Raw genomic sequence first — 18,297 nt, 5'->3', positions numbered from 1 at the left:
TGCGAAGCGGTTATCGAGCACATTTTCTTCAGTCCGGCGGCAGGTTGAAGCCCCGCAGGATGCGCGCACGGCCGCTGTCGTCCAGCTCCAGCAGCGCCAGTAGCGCGCCATCTTTGGCAAAAGCGGCGCAGCGGCCGGTGGACGGGGCCTGCGGGAGTTCGATCTGCTGGCCGCGCGCAATCGCCATGCTTTGCAGCTCATCGAGTTGCAGCACCGGCAAATCGGACAATCCGGCCGATACCGGCAACAACCAGGCCAACAAGGCTTCGTCGCCCTGCTCCGCCGCCGCCTGCAGCTGCTCCAGCGTCACCATGCGCGGCTCGCGGAACGGTTCCACCCACAGCCGGCGCAGCGCAGTCAGGTGCGCGCCGCAGCCCAAATCCTCGCCCAGATCGACCGCCAGCGAGCGCACATACGTGCCTGAGCCGCATTCCACCAGCAAGGTCAGCGTGTCGTCCGTGCGCCTCAGCAGCTCCAGCCGGTGGATCTCGACCTCGCGCGGCGGCACCTCGACACTCTCGCCACGACGCGCCTTGGCATACAGCCGCTCGCCATCCTGTTTCAGCGCCGAATACATGGGCGGCACCTGCAGGATGTGTCCGCGCAATTTGGCCAACGCCGCCTCGATGGTGGCTTCGTCGAGTACCGGTAGCGGACGCTGCCGCACGATCTCGCCTTCACGGTCGGCCGTATCGGTGGTAATGCCGAGCCGGCATTCAGCTACATACGCCTTGCGCGCACCGAGCAAACTGCCGGCCAGCTTGGTCGCTTCGCCGAAACACAATGGCAACAACCCGGTGGCCAGCGGATCGAGCGCACCGGTATGACCGCCCTTGGCCGCACGCAGCAATCGACGCACGGATTGCAGTGCCTGATTGGAGCTCAGGCCCAGCGGTTTGTCGAGCAGGACGATGCCATGCAGGTCACGGTGCTTGATACGCGGCGGACGATTCATCGGCTCACAGCCCAACGATCCGGTTCAATCCTGCTTGTCGCCGGTTGATTCGTCGTCCTTGAGCGGCGCCAGATCGCGCGCCTGTTGGCGCAGCAGCGTTTCGATACGCTCGCCCTTGTCGACCGAGTCGTCATATTTGAACTTCAGCTCCGGCACCCGACGCATGCGCATGCCGCTGTGTGCCAGCGAATGGCGGATCTCGTGGCCCATCGCGTTGAGCGCCTTCACCGCCGGCAGTCCTTGCTCGGGCAGCATGGCGGTCACCCATACGGTGGCCCAGTCCAGATCACGGGTGATTTCCACGTCCGACACGCTGACCGACGGCAGCCCGTGATCACGCACGGCCGCATGCACCAGCAAGCCAAGCTCGCGGCGCAACTCGGCACCGATGCGGTCGGTACGTTTGAAATCACGAGATGGCATGGGGACAACCTGAGTAGTGGGTGGAGAGGAGTGAGAAACAAGAAAGAGCGGTGGCGCCACACTCATTCCTCACTCCCGCCCTCGTTTCTGCTTTTCGAGCGGGAGACCAAGCTGAGTACTGAGAGGAGAGAAGTGGGAAACAAGAGAGGGCGACCGCACCACACTCATTTCTCACTCCTCCACACTCATTTCTGCCTTAGAGCGTACGCGCCACTTCCGTGCGTTCGAAGCACTCGATCTGGTCGCCCGGCTTCACGTCGTTGTACTGCTTGACCGCGATACCGCACTCCATGCCGTTGCGCACTTCGTCGACCAGCTCCTTGAAGCGACGCAGCGACTCCAGCTCGCCTTCGAAGATCACTACGTTGTCGCGCAGCACGCGGATCGGCTTGCTGCGCTTGACCGAACCTTCGGTGACCATGCAACCGGCCACGGCGCCGAACTTGGAGCTGCGGAATACGTCGCGGACCTCGGCGGTGCCGATGATGTCCTCGCGCACTTCCATGCCGAGCAGACCGGTGGCTGCCTGGGTCACCTGATCGATCACGTCATAGATGATCGAGAAATAGCGCACATCCAAACCAGCGGTCTCGATCACCTTGCGCGCCGACGCATCGGCGCGCACGTTGAAGCCGATGATCAGCGCCTTCGAAGCCGCCGCCAAGGTGGCATCGGATTCGTTGATGCCGCCGACGCCGGACGAGACCACATTGACCCTGACCCGCTCGTTGCCGATCTGGGTCAGCGATTCGCGCAGCGCCTCGACCGAACCCTGCACGTCGCCCTTGACCAGGATGTTGAGGGTCTGCTGCTCCACGCCCTGACCCATCTTGGCGATGATGTCCTCGAGCCGGTTGCTCTTGCTGACCATGCGCGTTTCGCGACGCTTGAGCTCTCGCTCCTGCGCAACCTCGCGGGCCAGCCGTTCGTCCTCGACGCAGACGAAATCGTCACCGGTTTCCGGCACGCCGGACAGACCGAGCACCTGTACCGGAATCGACGGACCGGCTTCCAGAACCTGCTTGCCGGTTTCGTCGATCAGCGCGCGCATCCGGCCGTATTCGATGCCGCAGACGATGAAATCGCCCTTGCGCAACGTACCTTGCTGCACCAGCACCGTCGCCACCGGGCCACGGCCACGATCCAGACTGGATTCGATCACCACGCCGGAGGCGCGGCCATCGGCCACGGCTTTCAGCTCCATCACTTCGGCCTGCACCGAGATCGCATCGAGCAGATCCTCGACGCCCGCGCCGGTCTTGGCCGACACCGGAATGAACTGGACGTCGCCGCCCCAGTCTTCCGGCACGACTTCGTACTGCACCAGGCCCTGCTTGACGTTGTCCGGATTGGCGCCGTCCTTGTCCATCTTGTTGACCGCGACGATCAGCGGCACCTTGGCGGCACGCGCATGCTTCACCGCTTCCACCGTCTGCGGCATCACGCCGTCGTCGGCCGCTACCACCAGGATCACGATGTCGGTCGACTGCGCGCCACGGGCACGCATCGAGGTGAACGCAGCATGCCCGGGAGTATCCAGGAACGTGATCACGCCCTTGGATGTTTCCACGTGATACGCGCCGATGTGCTGGGTGATGCCGCCGGCTTCGCCGGAAGCCACCTTGGTGCGGCGGATGTAGTCGAGCAGCGAGGTCTTGCCGTGATCGACATGGCCCATGATCGTCACCACCGGCGGGCGGGTAATCTTCTCGCCTTCCAGTTCGACGTTCTGGGTATGTGCCGCCAGCGTCTCCTCGGCATTGTTCTGGTTGTCGGCAACCGGCGTATGACCGAGCTCCTCGACCACCAGTACCGCGGTATCGTGATCGACGGTCTGGTTGATGGTCGCCATCACGCCCATCTTGAACAGCGCCTTCACCACCTCGGAGCCCTTGACCGCCATCTTCTGCGCCAGCTCGGCGACGATATTGGTTTCGCCGACGACCACCTCGCGCACCACCGGCGCGGTGGGACGCGAGAAGCCATGCGGACCGCTCGGCGGATTGTTGCCGCGCGACAGCATCTCGCGGCCGCTGCTGCGACCCGGCTTGCCACGCTTGTTGCTGGAGGAGGAGCGGCGAGCCCGGTCGGCCTCGCTCAGATGCATCTGGCCGCCGGCAAAACGCTTGCCGGCGCTTTCACGGCCTTCCTTGCCAGCCGCACCATTGCCATTACCCGCACTGTCATTGCGCTCGCGCGCATGTTTTGGCTTGTTCCGGCTGGCGTCGCCGGCTGCAGCCGGTGCGGCCGCTCCGCCGGCACCGGCCACGGCTACGCGAGCCGCCGGTGGCACAGGGGCAGCGGGCGCCGGCGCCGGTGGCGGCACGACGGGCTTGACCAGTTTTTCGCGCTTGCGCGGCTCATGGATGCGCGGCAGGATCATGCCCAGATCGCGCTGGTCCATGCGCTGGACGGATCCCGCAGCGTCATCGCCAGCATCCGACGAAGAGGCCTCGGCTGCTGCCGCCTCCGGCGCCGTCTCGACCTCGACACGGTCGACCACGGCCGGCTCGGGTGCGCTGGCTGCCTCAACCGGGCGCTGCGCCTTTTCAGCTTGCCGCGACTGCTCGTCAAGGGCGCGTTGCCGCGCTTCCTCCTGACGGCGATGCTCAGCGCTGAGGCGATCCTGTTCCTCCTGCTCGCGCTGCTGCTGCGATTCCTGCAGCTTGCGCACGGCATCCTCGCGCTCGGGCTCGACGCTGGCTTCCTCGGCAATCACGCTGCGCTTGACGTAGGTGCGCTTGGCACGAACCTCGACGTTGACCGTCTTGGCTGCACCCGTGGCACCGCGGCCGCCCGGCGTGGCGACTTTCAGCTCGCCGACCGTGCGCCGCTTGAGGGTGATCTGGCGCGGTGCGCTGTCATCGACCTCTGCGGCAGCTTCGCTCTTGCCGTGCGTGCGACGTAGAAAGCCAAGCAGCTTCACCTTTTCGGTGCTGCTGATGACTTGCTCCTGATCGGAGAATTTCATGCCCGCCTCGCCCAGTTGCGTAAGCAACCGGTCGACCGGCATGCCCAGCACCTGGGCGAGTTGTTTGATCGTGACATCCGACATCGTGTTCTTTGCTCCGCCGTTCCCGCGCTTATCGTCAGTGCGACATTATCCATGCCGCCACCTCCATCCTTGGTGAAAGGCTTCGCAAAGCCTTTCTCGGCACACCCATCCAGGGTGCCGCCGTCCGCGGTTAGCCGCCTTTCTCCAGCCGCGCGATCATCGGCGCACGTGCCGCCATGATCAGTGCTGCAGCGCGTTCTTCGTTCATGCCATCGATATCGATCAGGTCATCCACCGCCAGATCCGCCAGATCGTCGACCGTGCTCACTTCGCGAGCGGCCAGTGCATAGGCCGTCGTTTCATCCATGCCCTCCAGCGCCAGCAGTTCGCTGGACGGCTGATGTTCGTCGACGCCCTCTTCCACCGCCAGTGCCTCGGTCAGCAGCGCATCACGGGCACGGGCGCGCAGTTCCTCGACGATGTCCTCGTCGAAGCCCTCCACCGCCAGCAGCTCGGCGCTGGGCACATAAGCGATTTCCTCGACGCTGGAGAAGCCTTCCTGCACGAGGATGACGGCAATCTCTTGGTCCACTTCGAGCTTGTCCATGAACAGCTGGCGCGCGGCTTCCTGCTCGGACTCGCTCTTGGCGGTGACCTGATCCTGCGTCATCACGTTGAGCTGCCAGCCGGTCAGCTTGCTGGCCAGACGGACATTCTGGCCGCCGCGACCAATGGCCTGGGACAGCTTGTCCTCGGCCACCGCGATATCCATCGAGTGTTTTTCCTCATCCATGATGATCGACTGCACTTCGGCCGGCGCCATCGCGTTGATGACGAACTGCGCCTGATTCTCGTGCCACAGGATGATGTCGACGCGCTCGCCGTTGAGGTCGTTGGAGACCGCTTGCACGCGCGAACCGCGCATGCCGATGCAGGCGCCGATCGGATCGGTGCGGCTGTCGTGGGCCAGCACGGCGATCTTGGCGCGATCGCCCGGATCGCGGGCGCAGCCCTTGATTTCGACCAGGCCCTGGCCGACTTCCGGCACTTCGAGCTTGAACAGTTCGATCATGAATTCCGGGGCCGCGCGCGACACGAACAGCTGCGGACCACGCGCTTCCGAACGCACTTCATACAGGTAGCCGCGCACGCGGTCACCGACGCGGGCCGATTCGCGCGGAATCGTCTTGTCGCGCGGAATGAACGCCTCGGCATTGCTGCCCAGGTCGAGATAGATGTTGCCGCGCTCGACGCGCTTGACGATGCCGGTGACCAGCTCGCCCACGCGGTCGGCAAACGCATCCACCACCTGCTGGCGCTCGGCTTCGCGTACGCGCTGCACGATCACCTGCTTGGCGGCCTGCGCGGCGATGCGGCCGAATTCGGCGTTCTCGACCTGCTGCTCGATGTACTCGCCCACTTTGGCGTCGGCGCGTTCGTCCAGCGCATCCATCAGGCGCAGCTGGTAGGACGGCGATTCCATCTCGCCATCGTCGGCAATGACTTCCCAGCGCCGGAACGTCTGGTACTCGCCGGTGCTCTGGTTGATCGACACGCGAATGTCGGGCTCCTCGTCCGGATAGCGCTTCTTGGCGGCAGAGGCCAAGGCGGCCTCCATCGCTTCGAAAATCACTTCCAGCGGCACGCCCTTTTCATTGGCGACCGCGTCGACGACCAGCAAAAGTTCTTTGCTCATTGCAGCAACTCCGTAGGCATCCTGTCCGGATACCGATGGTTAAATTGTTACGTTCATTCCAGAACACAAAACTTGGAACGCGGCCATGGATGGCCGCACTGTTATTTCTTGCCAGTCGTCTTGCCACCACGCTTGGGTTGCGGTGCATAACCCAGCGCCTGCCAATCTGGCACCACACGCGCACTTTCCACCAACGCGTGCTCGAATTCGAATGTCTTGCCTTCGCCTTCCAACACAATATGTTCGCCTTCCACCGAAACCAGCTTGCCGCGCAGGCGGCGACGTCCATCCAACGGCGCCTTCAGCAGCAGTTTCACTTCCTGCCCGCTGACTTTCGCAAACTGTGCGGCAGTGAACAGCGGTCGATCGATGCCCGGCGAAGAAACCTCCAGCACATAATTGCCGGGAATGGGATCCTCGACATCCAGCAGCGCCGACAACTCGCGACTGGCGGTTTCGCAATCCTCGATGCCGACCTCGCGGCGTTCGCCGTCAGGTCCGCTCTTGTCCAGCAGATCCAGATAAATACGCAGGGTACTCTGCCCTTGCGAAGGGTTGAACTCCACGCCAAGGCATTCCAGGCCCAGATCGGCCAATACCTCGGTGAAGCGTTGCGTCAGTGCCTGTATATCCATGGGTTCGCCTTCCCGGATCGCTTTCTCAGAACAGCAGAAACAAAAAATGGGCTCCAACGGCCCATTTCCTTATCTCGCCGATGTCCCTCTCCTACAGCTCCTTCCGTTGCCGGAGCCACTCGCGGCGGCTCGGCACGGCGCATCCTAGCGCCCAACAAAAAAGCCTCACGAGGAGGCTTTCTTGCATCAAGAAAGATCTGGTAGCGGGGGCAGGATTCGAACCTGCGACCTTCGGGTTATGAGCCCGACGAGCTGCCAGACTGCTCCACCCCGCATCAGAGTCCGAAGAGTTTAGCGGGGTGGCCGGTTTCTTGCAAGCCTCAACGTCAACCATCCGATATGAAGCTCTGCGACGACATTACGGCAATCGCCGCATGCAGACATCAGAGCCCGAACGCGCGCCGGCACCAGCCCAGCAACGGCCCCCAATACAGGCCGAGCACCAGCAGCGACAGCGCATTCAGCGACAGCACAAGGCGCAGCGGTTTGTCCTGTTGTGCCTGCAACACGCTGCCTTCGGCCGGCTTGTCGAAGTACATCACCTTGACCACATACAAGTAGTAGTACAAGCCGATGATGGCGAAGACGATACCGACAATCGCCAGCCACAGCATATTCGCGTGAATCGCCGCCTCCAGCACCAGCACCTTGGCCCAGAAGCCAAACAGAGGCGGTACGCCCGCCAGCGAGAACATCGCCAGCAGCATCAGGAACGCCATCCACGGCGATTTCTGGTTGAGCCCCTTCAGATCGGTGATTTCCTCGCACTCGAAACCGGCGCGGCTCAGCGCCAGCATCACGCCGAAGGCAGCCACGCCCATCAGTGCGTAGCAGATCGCGTAGAACATCGCGGCGGCATAGCCTTCCGGTCCGGCCGCGGCCAGGCCCAGCAGCAGATAACCCATATGCGAGATGGTCGAATACGCCAGCATGCGCTTGAGGTTGGTCTGCACGATAGCAACCAGGTTGCCGATCGCCAGCGACAACACCGCCAGCACCGCCAGCATCAGCTGCCAATGCTGTGACAGGTCGCCCATGCCGGCGTCGAGCAGACGGTAAGCCATGCCGAACGCAGCCAGTTTGGAACCCGATGCGATGAATGCGGTGACCGGCGTCGGCGCGCCCTGATACACATCCGGTATCCACATGTGGAACGGTGCGGCACCGAGTTTGAAGCCGATGCCGACGATCATGAAGATCAGCCCGAACAGCAGCAACTTCGGCGCGGTGGTATATGCCATCACGTTGTGCAGCTGCTCAAGAGCCAGGCTCGGCGTGCCGCCCATGCCTGAGGCGCCGTAGACCATCGACATGCCGTACAGCAGCATGCCCGAGGCCAGTGCGCCCAGCACGAAATACTTGATCGCGGCCTCGGACGGCAACTTCGCGTCGCGATTCAGCGCCACCAGTGCGTACGACGACAGCGACAGCAGCTCCAGCCCCAGGTACACGGTGACAAAGTTGCCGGCCGAGACCAGCAGCATGATGCCGATCACGGCGAAGATCATCAGCGTATAGAACTCGCCGATCAGCAGCTTGCGCTCGATCAGGTACGGCCGCGCATAAATCATCACCAGAACCGTGGTGAGCAGGGCGAAGACTTTGAGGATTTCCGATACCCGATCGCGCACGAACATGCCGCCGAACGCCGTTATCGTCTGCGGCGGCTGCCCCATGATCAGCAGATAGACGCCTACCAGCAGCACGGCGATCGACAGCCAATGCAACACGGGGCGCTGCTCGGGTTTCATGAAGGCGTCCAGCAGCAACAGCAAGCACACCGCCGCCACCAGATAGAACTCCGGCAACATGATCAGGATGTCATTGAGATTCGGCATGTTCGGTCCTGATCAAATCTTGTGGATAGCGAGCTGCTGCACCAGCTGCGACACCGAGCTGTCCATCAGATGGACCAGCGGCTGCGGCCAGATGCCCAGCGCCAGCACGGCGGCGGCAAAGGAGACCAGCACGAATGTCTCGCGGCCGTTGATTTCCTTCATCTCGGCCACGTGCGGATTGGTGATATCACCCCACAGCACGCGCTTGACCAGCCACAGCGTGTAGGCCGCGCCGATGATCAGGGTGAATGCGGCAAACAGCGCGATCCACGGATTCGCCGCGAAGCTGGCCAGGATCACCATGAACTCGCCGACGAAGCCGCTGGTGCCCGGCAGACCGCAGTTCGCCATCGCGAACAGCACGTAGAAAAAGCCGAACCACGGCATCACGTTGATGACCCCGCCGTAATCCTTGATCTGGCGCGTGTGCATGCGGTCATACAACACGCCGATGCAGGTAAACATCGCGCCGGACACGAAGCCGTGCGAGATCATCTGCACCATGGCTCCCTGCATGCCGAGCAGCGCCATGTCGGCGTTGCTCGACTCGCGCACCAGCAGGAACGCGATGAAGATGCCCAGCGTGACGAAGCCCATGTGGGCCACCGAGGAATACGCCACCAGCTTCTTCATATCCTCCTGCACCAGCGCGACATAGCCGATGTAGACGATCGCGATCAGGCTCAGCACGATGATCAGCCAGGCGAAATGCGCCCCTGCATCCGGCACGATCGGCAGGATGAAGCGCAGCATTCCGTAGGTACCGACCTTCAGCATCACCGCCGCCAGCACCACCGAACCGCCGGTCGGCGCCTCCACGTGGGCATCCGGCAACCAGGTGTGCACCGGCACCATCGGCACCTTGATCGCGAACGCGATCAGGAACGCAAAGAAGATCCAGGTCTGTTCCTGCATCGTCAGCGGCAGCGCGGCCAGTGTGGCGATGTCGAACGTGTGCGCCTTCTGGTACAGGTACAGCAGCGCGATCAGCATGAAGACCGAGCCGAAGAACGTGTAGATGAAGAACTTCAGCGTCGCATACACCCGCCGCGGGCCACCCCAGATACCGATCAAAATGAACATCGGAATCAGGATCGCCTCGAACAACGCGTAGAACAGCAGCGCATCGGTGGCGCAGAACACACCGATCAGCAGGCCTTCCAGCATCAGCATGGCGGCCATGTACTGGTGCGGCTTGTCCTGGATGACCTCCCATGCGCCGGCGATCACCAGGATGCCGACGAAGGTGGTCATCAGGATCAGCGCCACCGAGATGCCGTCGGCTGCCAGGCTGTAATGAACGCCCCACGAGGCGATCCACAAATAGCTCTCGGTCAATTGCATGCCGCCCGCATCGGGGTGGTATTGCACCAGCAGGAACAAACTGACCGCGAAGGTCAGCACCGCCACCAGCAGCGACAGCCATCGCGCCAGATCAGGACGTGTGGAGCCGGCCAGCAGCACCGGAATCGCGCCGGCGACAGGGAGCCAGATCAGCAGGCTGAGCAAGTGATTGAACATGTGTGCTTGCTTCCCTTATTGCCCGGCCAGCCCGGAATTCGTCAACCAATACCCGCCCAGCAGCAGGATTAGGCCGAGAATCATCGCGAAGGCGTAGTGATAGAGATAACCCGACTGCAAACGGCGCATCGTGGCAGCGATACGATGAATCAGGTTCACCGAGCCGTTGACCATGGTGTCGTCGATCACCGCCGTGTCGCCCGCCTTCCAGAACAGGTGGCCGAGCATGACGCCGCCGCGGGCGAACACCACGTAATAGACCGCATCGATCCAGTACTTGTGATAGAGCGCGCTGTAGAACGGCTTCAGCGCATTCTTGATCCTGTCGGCCACCGCCGGATTGAACAGATAGACGTAGCTGGTGATGACGAAGGCCAGCACCACCAGCCCGAACGGCAGGCTCCACAAGCCGTCCAGCGCCATCGCCACGGCGCCATGAAAATGCTGCCCCAGCTCGCCGAGCACGTCGTTCGCCGCGTCCACGTGGATCGCGCTGCCGAACCAGCCGCCGAACAGCACCGGCTTGACCGTGAAGAAGCCGACCAGTAGCGACGGAATGGCCAGCAGCACCAGCGGCAGCGTCACCACCCACGGCGATTCCTTCGGCAGCTCGTGCATGATGCCCTGCTCGTGATGGCCGTGGTCGTCAAGATGCGCGACATGATGGCCATGGCCGTGATCGGCCACCACGGTGAAGCGCTCCTTGCCGTGGAACGTGAGGTACATCTGGCGGAACGTGTACACCGCGGTGACGAACGCGCCGGCCATCACGCAGAAGTAGGCATAGTGCGCGCCCCAGCGGTGCGATTCGCCGACCGCCTCGATGATCGCGTCCTTCGAATAGAAGCCGGAGAAGAACGGCACCGCCACCAGCGCCAGCGAGCCGATCCACATGGTGATCCAGGTGATCGGCATGTACTTGCGCAGACCACCCATGTAGCGCATGTCCTGCTCGTGATGCATCGCGATGATCACCGAGCCGGCGCCCAGGAATAGCAGCGCCTTGAAGAACGCGTGCGTCATCAGGTGGAACACCGCACCGCTGTACATCGACACGCCCAGCGCCACCGTCATGTAGCCGAGCTGCGACAGCGTGGAGTACGCGATCACGCGTTTGATGTCGTTCTGGACTATGCCGATCAAGCCGGTGAACAACGCGGTGGTCGCACCGATCACCAGCACGAAGCTCAGCGCAGTCGACGACAGCTCGAACAGCGGCGACATGCGCGCCACCATGAAGATGCCGGCGGTGACCATCGTGGCCGCATGGATCAGCGCCGAGATCGGGGTCGGACCTTCCATCGAGTCGGGCAACCATACATGCAGCGGCACCTGCGCCGACTTGCCCATCGCGCCGATGAACAGGCAGATGCAGATCACCGTCGCGGCATCCCACTGCGTGCCGGCGGTGATCTGCAGAGTCTTGCCGATCAGCGAAGGCGCCGAGCCGAACGCGGTGGCGTAATCCAGCGTGCCGAGGAAATACAGCACCGCCGCGATGCCGAGCAGGAAGCCGAAGTCGCCCACGCGATTGACCAGGAACGCCTTCAGATTCGCGAAGATCGCGGTCGGCCGCTTGTACCAGAAGCCGATCAGCAGATACGACACCAGGCCCACCGCTTCCCAGCCGAAGAACAGCTGCATGAAGTTGTTGCTCATCACCAGCATGAACATCGAGAAGGTGAACAGCGAGATGTAGCTGAAGAAGCGCTTGTAACCGTCGTCGTCGGCCATGTAACCGATGGTGTAGACGTGCACCAGCAGCGACACGAAGCTCACCACCACCAGCATCATCGCGGTCAGCCGGTCGACCAGGAAGCCGACGCTGGCGTTGAAGTGGCCGATCTGGAACCAGGTGTAGATGTTCTGGTTGTACGTGGCGGCTCCGCCCACGGTGAGCTGGTACAGCACGTAGAACGACAGCGCGCAGGACACCGCCACGCCGAGGATGGTGACGCTGTGCGAGCCGGCGCGGCCGAGAAACCTGCCGAGGAAACCCGCCAGCAGGCAACCGACCAGCGGAGCCAGTGCGATCGTCAGCAAGATGGATGTGGAAAGACCCATGTGATCAACCCTTCATGCTGTCGATGTCGGCGATATTGATCGTGCTGCGATTGCGGAACAGCAGCACCAGGATCGCCAGGCCGATGGCGGCTTCCGCCGCGGCCACGGTAAGGATGAAGAACACGAACACCTGCCCCGACACATCCCCGAGGAAGCGAGAGAACGCCACGAAGTTCATGTTCACCGCGAGCAGCATCAGCTCGATCGACATCAGCAGCACGATCACGTTCTTGCGGTTGATGAACAGGCCGGCGACGGCGATGCAGAACAGCACCGCGCCGAGCACGATGTAGTGCGAGAGCGTGATCATGGTTTGGGTTCCTGCGGCGGAGCCGGTGATTCGTCGACGGGACGCTCGGCCGCCATCTTCACGATACGGACGCGGTCACGCGGATTGACCTTGACCTGCTGGCTGGCCGACTCGTAGCGCGCGTCGCCGCGCTGGCGCAGGGTCAGCGCCACCGCCGCCACCACGCCCACAGTGAGGATCAACGCGGCGATCTCGAACGGCAGCAGGAATTTCGTATACAGCGCCTGCCCCAGCCACGCCGTATTGGACAGGCCGGCGACAGCGGCGGGATTGGCCCCCATGACCTGGGCATGCATGGCGCGCACACCGATCAGGCCGAGCATCTCCGCCAGCATGGCCGCCGCCACGATCAGGCCGACCGGCAGGAATTTCACGAAACCCTCGCGCATCTTCTCCTGATCGATGTCGAGCATCATCACCACGAACAGGAACAGCACCATCACCGCGCCGACATAGACCACGATCAGCGCCAGCGCGAGGAACTCGGCTTCGATGAGCATCCACAGGCAGGCGGCGCTGAAGAACGTCAACACCAGCGCCAACACGGCATGCACGGTGTTCTTCAGCGTGATCACCGACAGCGCGGCAGCCACGGTGACGAAGCCGAAGGCGTAGAAGCAGATGAGTTGGAACAGTTGGGGATTCATCGTTGGCCTCAGCGGTACGCCGCGTCTTGCGCACGGTCGGCGGCAATCTGCTGCTCGAAACGATCGCCGATGGCGAGCAGTTGCTGCTTGGTCACCACGTTCTCGCCACGATGCTCGAAGTGGTATTCGTGGATGCTGGTCTCGACGATCGAGTCGACCGGGCAGCTCTCCTCGCAGAAACCGCAGTAGATGCACTTGAACAGGTCGATGTCGTAGCGCGTGGTACGGCGCTGGCCGTCGCTCTCGCGGGGCGCCGAATCGATCGTGATCGCCAGCGCCGGGCATACCGCCTCGCACAGCTTGCAGGCGATGCAGCGCTCTTCACCATTCGCGTAGCGACGCAGCGCATGCAGGCCGCGGAAGCGGTTCGACTTGGGGATGTGCTCCATCGGGTAGCGCACGGTGTACTTGGGCTTGAACATGTAACCCATGGTCAGCCCCATGCCCTGGAACAGCTCGATCAGCAGCAGACTCTTGAAGTATCCGGTAATGCGTTTCATTGGTTATGCCCCCACGCCGATGCTGACCCAGCCGAAATATTTCATGCAGCCGGCGACCATCACCCAGACGATGGCTATCGGTATGAGCACTTTCCAACCCAGCCGCATGATCTGGTCATAGCGATAGCGCGGAAAGGTGGCGCGGAACCACAGGAACAGGAAGCTCATCACGAACGCCTTGATGAACAGCCAGATGAAACCGCCGGTCCAGATCCAGTTGATCCAGCCCGGTGCATCGGCGTGGATCCAGCCCTGAAACGGGCTGAGCCAGCCGCCCAGGAACAGGATCGAGGCCAGGAAGCTGACCAGGATCATGTTGGCGTATTCGGCCAGGAAGAAGATCGCGAATGCCGAGCCGGAATATTCCACGTGGAAGCCGGCGACGATTTCCGACTCGCCCTCGGCCACGTCGAAGGGTGCGCGGTTGGTCTCGGCCACGCCGGAGATGAAATAGATCACGAACACCGGCAACAGCGGCAGCCAGAACCAGTCGAACAAGCCCTTGCCGCCGGCCTGCGCATTGACGATGTCGGTGAGATTCAGGCTGCCCGCCAGTACCAGCACGCAGACCAGGCACAAGCCCATCGCCAGCTCATACGAAATCACCTGCGCGGCCGAGCGCATCGCGCCGAGCAGCGCATAGCGAGAGTTGGATGCCCAGCCGGCGAGGATGATGCCGTACACCCCGAGCGAGGTCATCGCCAGCAGGTACAGCACGCCCGCATTCGCATTCGACAGCACCATCTTGCTGCTGAACGGAATCACCGACCACGCCGCCAGTGCCGGGATCAGCGCCAGCAACGGCGCCATGAAATACAGGAAACGGTTTGCCTTGGTCGGCAGGATCACTTCCTTGATCAGCAGCTTGACCACGTCGGCGAATGCCTGCAGCAAGCCGAACGGGCCGATCTTGCTTGGCCCCAGTCGCACGTGCATCCAGCCGATGACCTTGCGCTCCCAGTACACGAACATCGCCACGGCGATGATCAGCGGCACCGTGATGCACAGGATGTAGATGATCGGCCACAAGAGCTGGTTGATAAGTTGATCAGCCATGATGCTTATGCCTTGCTCAAGGTGATGGCCGCGCCATAGGGCGGCAGCGTGGCAGTGAGGTCCTGGGCAGCCTCGACCCATGCCGCACCGTCCGGCACGGCCGCATCGAACGCCAGCGGCAGCAGCACGTCGCCGATGCGCACCTGCGCACCATCGGCCAGGCCGAGGCGTTGTGCCTCTGCCGCATTCAGTCGCACTGCCGGGGCACGATTGAGCGGGTGCGCGTTCAATGCGGTAGAACGGCGCAGCACCGCATCGCCGCGGTAGATCGGCCAAGTGGCGAGACGGGTCAGGCCAGCGGCAGCCGAGCGCGCAGCCAGGCCACCGCGCGACGTTGCCGCACGCTCGCCGATACCGGAGCGCAGACCGCCCAGGTCATCGAATTCGAAACCAGCCAGCTGCAACGCGCCACCCAGCGCACGCAACACCTTCCAGCCGGGACGGGCCTGACCGGGCGCCTTGGCGCCGGCGCTGACGCCCTGCGCAAGACCATCGACGTTGACCAGGGTCGCGTCGATTTCCGGCAGCAGCGCGATCGGCAGGATCACATTGGCCACCTCGCGCAATGCGGTGCTGGCGTAGGCGCTGAACGCCACCACCTGTTCCGCACTGCGCAACGCCTTCAGTGCTGTCGCGCCATCGGCGAAATCGTGCGGCGGCTCGACGCCGTACAACACGTAGCTCTTGCGCGGTTGCGCCAGCATCGCCTGCGCGTCGAGTCCGCCGTTACCCGGCAGCACGCCGAGCTTGGCCAGACCCACGGCATTCGCGCCAACCGGCAACTCGTTGTAACCGGCGCCGGTAGCGTCGGCGATGAAACGGGCCAGCGCACGCAGCCAGGAGGCCTGCGGGTGAGTGACCGCGGCTTCGCCGAGAATCACCACCGCGCTGCCCGACTTCATGGCGGCGATCGCATCGTTGTCGCCCTGATCGCTGGGCGCGGCGCTGATCGCATCGGCCAGCGCCGCCGGCGCACTTGCCCCGGCGGCTACCGCCGCCTTGGCCAGCGCCAGCAGCGCATCGACCAGCGCCTGCGGCGCGACGATCGATTCACCCGCAAGCTTGTAATTGAAATCGAAGCTGGCCGGATTGACCGCGTAGACCTTCGCGCCCTTCTTCACCGCCTGATGCAGGCGATGGTTGAGCAGCGGCATCTCATGGCGCAGATCGGAGCCGACCAGCAACGCGGCCTTGACCTGCGCCACCTGGGTAACCGGCAACGTGAAACTGCCGGCCACGGCGTTGTCGGCAAAGTCGAGCTGGCGCAGACGATGATCGATATGCGCGCTGCCCAGACCACGGGCCAGGCGCATCAGCAGATCGCCCTCCTCGTTCGAGCTGGCCGGATGCACCAGGATGCCCAGCTCGCTGCCCGGCGCCTTCTTCAACGCATCGCCGGCAAACTGCAGTGCATCTTCCCAGGTCGTCGCCTGCCATTGGCCGTTGCGCTTCACTTCCGGCGCATGGATACGGTCGGCCGCATACAGGCCCTGATGGCTGTAGCGGTCACGATCGGACAGCCAGCATTCGTTGATTGTTTCGTTATCGCGCGGCACCGTGCGCAACACCTCACCGCGGCGCGTATGCAGCCACAGGTTGGAGCCGAGCGCATCGTGATAGCCGATCGACGGCTTGGCGATCAGCTCCCAGGCGCGCGCCTGGAACTGGAACGGCTTGTTGGTGAGCGCGCCGACCGGGCAGACATCAATGATGTTGCCGGACAGCTCCGTCTCGATCGTCTTGCCGATATAGGTGCCGATCTGCAGATTCTCGCCACGGCTCATGCCGCCGAGCTCGTAGGTACCCGCGATTTCACTGGTGAAGCGCACGCAGCGCGTGCACTGGATGCAGCGGGTCATCTCGGTGGCCACCAGCGGCCCGATGTTCTCGTCGGCGATGGTGCGTTTGCGTTCGGTATAGCGCGAGACGCTGCGGCCATAACCCAGCGCCACGTCCTGCAGTTCGCACTCGCCGCCCTGATCGCAGATCGGGCAGTCGAGCGGATGGTTGATCAGCAGGAACTCCATCACGTCTTTCTGGAATTTCAGCGCCTTGTCCGAGCGCGTCATCACCTTCATGCCTTCCGCCACCGGCGTAGCGCAGGCAGGCTGCGGCTTGGGCATCAGCTTGCCGCCCATCTCCACGTCGACCAGGCACATGCGGCAATTGGCGGCGATCGGCAGCTTGCGGTGATAGCAGAATCGCGGGATCGCGACGCCGATCGCGTCGGCCGCCTCGATGATCATCGCGCCCTTGCGGATCTGCGTGGGTTTGCCGTCGACCTCGACGTTGACCAGGTCGAGCGCTGCGTTGTTGCTGGGCTGCGCACTCATGCAGCAACTCCCTGATTGGATTCGGCCAGCTGGTCATCGACCATCGAACGGCCATGCTGCACGAAATACTCGAATTCATTCCAGAAGCGCGCCAGGAAACCCTGCACCGGCCAGGCAGCCGCCTCACCGAAGGCGCAGATGGTGTGCCCCTCGATCTGACCGGCGATCGCCTTCAGGCGATGCAGGTCGTCCTGGGTACCGTTGCCCTCGACGATGCGCGTGAGCACGCGGTACATCCAGCCCGTGCCTTCGCGGCAAGGCGTGCACTGGCCGCAGGACTCGGCCATGTAGAACCGCGAGATGCGATGGCAGACCCTGACCATGCAGGTGGTCTCGTCCATCACGATCACCGCGCCGGAACCGAGACCCGAACCGGCCTTTTGCAGGCAGTCGTAATCCATCGTGCTTTCCAGCATCACATCGGCCGGCAGCACCTTCATCGAGGAGCCGCCGGGGATCACTGCCTTGAGCTGATTGCCGTTGCGCACGCCGCCCGCCATCGCCAGCAGATCCTTGAACGACGTACCCAGGCGAACCTCGAAGTTGCCCGGGTTGTTGACGTGGCCGGACACCGAGAAGATCTTCGGGCCGCCGTTGTTCGGCTTGCCCAGATTCAGGAACCAGTCGGCGCCGTTGCGCAGGATCGCCGGCACCGAAGCATAAGTCTCGGTGTTGTTGATCGTGGTCGGCTTGCCGTACAGGCCGAAGTTGGCCGGGAACGGCGGCTTGAAGCGCGGCTGGCCCTTCTTGCCTTCCAGCGACTCCATCAACGCGGTTTCCTCACCGCAGATGTAGGCGCCGGCGCCGAGCGCGCCATAGATGTCCACGTCCAACCCGGTGCCTTGCACGTTCTTGCCGAGCAGACCGGCTGCGTACGCTTCCTTCAGCGCCGCTTCGAAATGCTCGTACGGCTCGTGATGGAATTCGCCGCGCAGGTAGTTGTAGGCCACGGTCGAGCCGGTGCAATAGCACGCGATCGCCAGGCCTTCGATTACCGCGTGCGGGTTGTAGCGCAGGATGTCGCGGTCCTTCGCCGTGCCCGGCTCGGATTCGTCCGAGTTGCACAGGATGTATTTCTGCATCGTGCCTTTCGGCATGAACGACCACTTCAGGCCGGTCGGGAAACCCGCGCCGCCACGGCCGCGCAGGCTGCTCTTCTTGATCTCGTCGACCAGCGAGGCCGGATCGGGCTTCTCGGCGAGGATCTTCTTCCACGCCTTGTAGCCATCGACCTTCTCATAGCTGTCCATCGACCACGGCGTGTCGAAATGCAGCGTCGTGTAGACGACTTGATGTTCCTGCGGTGCGGGTCCGACTGCCATGG

14 protein-coding genes and 1 tRNA gene are annotated in these 18,297 nt (G+C 63.1%); all 15 read right to left on the bottom strand.

Going from position 1 to position 18,297, the window contains the following annotated elements; translation table 11 throughout:
* Positions 1-28: 28 nt before the first annotated feature.
* Positions 29-955, bottom strand: a complete 927-nt coding sequence (gene truB, locus BUA26_RS11790) for a tRNA pseudouridine(55) synthase TruB (protein WP_072760940.1) — start codon at positions 953-955, stop codon at positions 29-31.
* Between the two features lie 24 nt (positions 956-979).
* Positions 980-1,378, bottom strand: a complete 399-nt coding sequence (gene rbfA / locus BUA26_RS11785) for a 30S ribosome-binding factor RbfA (RefSeq protein WP_072760938.1) — start codon at positions 1,376-1,378, stop codon at positions 980-982.
* Positions 1,379-1,574: 196 nt separating this feature from the next.
* The gene (gene infB / locus BUA26_RS11780; protein WP_072760936.1) at positions 1,575-4,433 is read right to left on the bottom strand and encodes a translation initiation factor IF-2; all 2,859 of its coding nucleotides are present in this window, start codon (positions 4,431-4,433) and stop codon (positions 1,575-1,577) included.
* A gap of 130 nt (positions 4,434-4,563) precedes the next feature.
* Positions 4,564-6,069: a transcription termination factor NusA gene (nusA, locus tag BUA26_RS11775; protein WP_072760934.1), complete on the bottom strand. Its 1,506-nt coding sequence runs from the start codon at positions 6,067-6,069 to the stop codon at positions 4,564-4,566.
* A 101-nt stretch (positions 6,070-6,170) separates the two neighbouring features.
* Positions 6,171-6,704 (bottom strand): ribosome maturation factor RimP, encoded by a 534-nt coding sequence (gene rimP, locus BUA26_RS11770; protein WP_072760932.1) that lies wholly within the window; start codon positions 6,702-6,704, stop codon positions 6,171-6,173.
* A 198-nt stretch (positions 6,705-6,902) separates the two neighbouring features.
* Positions 6,903-6,979: transfer RNA gene (locus BUA26_RS11765), tRNA-Met, on the bottom strand.
* Positions 6,980-7,087: 108 nt separating this feature from the next.
* Entirely contained in the window at positions 7,088-8,542 is a 1,455-nt protein-coding gene (gene nuoN / locus BUA26_RS11760) for an NADH-quinone oxidoreductase subunit NuoN (RefSeq protein ID WP_072760930.1), read from the bottom strand.
* 12 nt (positions 8,543-8,554) lie between these two features.
* A complete protein-coding gene (locus tag BUA26_RS11755; protein WP_072760928.1) occupies positions 8,555-10,063 on the bottom strand; it encodes an NADH-quinone oxidoreductase subunit M in 1,509 nt (502 codons plus the stop codon).
* A 15-nt stretch (positions 10,064-10,078) separates the two neighbouring features.
* On the bottom strand, positions 10,079-12,127 hold the full coding sequence (nuoL, locus tag BUA26_RS11750) for an NADH-quinone oxidoreductase subunit L (protein WP_072760926.1): 2,049 nt from the start codon (positions 12,125-12,127) through the stop codon (positions 10,079-10,081).
* 4 nt (positions 12,128-12,131) lie between these two features.
* Positions 12,132-12,437, bottom strand: a complete 306-nt coding sequence (gene nuoK, locus BUA26_RS11745; protein ID WP_072760924.1) for an NADH-quinone oxidoreductase subunit NuoK — start codon at positions 12,435-12,437, stop codon at positions 12,132-12,134.
* A complete protein-coding gene (locus tag BUA26_RS11740; RefSeq protein WP_072760922.1) occupies positions 12,434-13,084 on the bottom strand; it encodes an NADH-quinone oxidoreductase subunit J in 651 nt (216 codons plus the stop codon). The genes nuoK and BUA26_RS11740 overlap by 4 nt, the downstream gene beginning before the upstream one ends.
* Before the next feature lie 8 nt (positions 13,085-13,092).
* On the bottom strand, positions 13,093-13,584 hold the full coding sequence (gene nuoI, locus BUA26_RS11735) for an NADH-quinone oxidoreductase subunit NuoI (protein WP_072760920.1): 492 nt from the start codon (positions 13,582-13,584) through the stop codon (positions 13,093-13,095).
* Between the two features lie 3 nt (positions 13,585-13,587).
* Positions 13,588-14,640 (bottom strand): NADH-quinone oxidoreductase subunit NuoH, encoded by a 1,053-nt coding sequence (gene nuoH / locus BUA26_RS11730; protein WP_072760918.1) that lies wholly within the window; start codon positions 14,638-14,640, stop codon positions 13,588-13,590.
* A 5-nt stretch (positions 14,641-14,645) separates the two neighbouring features.
* Positions 14,646-16,973 carry an NADH-quinone oxidoreductase subunit NuoG gene (gene nuoG, locus BUA26_RS11725; protein ID WP_072760916.1) on the bottom strand — a complete coding sequence of 776 codons (2,328 nt, stop codon included), beginning with the start codon at positions 16,971-16,973 and terminating at the stop codon, positions 14,646-14,648.
* On the bottom strand, positions 16,970-18,295 hold the full coding sequence (gene nuoF, locus BUA26_RS11720) for an NADH-quinone oxidoreductase subunit NuoF (RefSeq protein ID WP_072760915.1): 1,326 nt from the start codon (positions 18,293-18,295) through the stop codon (positions 16,970-16,972). Before nuoF ends, nuoG begins: the two co-directional genes overlap by 4 nt.
* Positions 18,296-18,297 lie beyond the last annotated feature (2 nt).

Origin of the sequence: Rhodanobacter sp. OK091 (assembly GCF_900142825.1) — a bacterium.
Lineage (GTDB): Bacteria > Pseudomonadota > Gammaproteobacteria > Xanthomonadales > Rhodanobacteraceae > Rhodanobacter.
The sequence above is the reverse complement of the archived record's forward strand: the minus strand, read 5'-3'. Positions and strand labels throughout refer to the sequence as shown.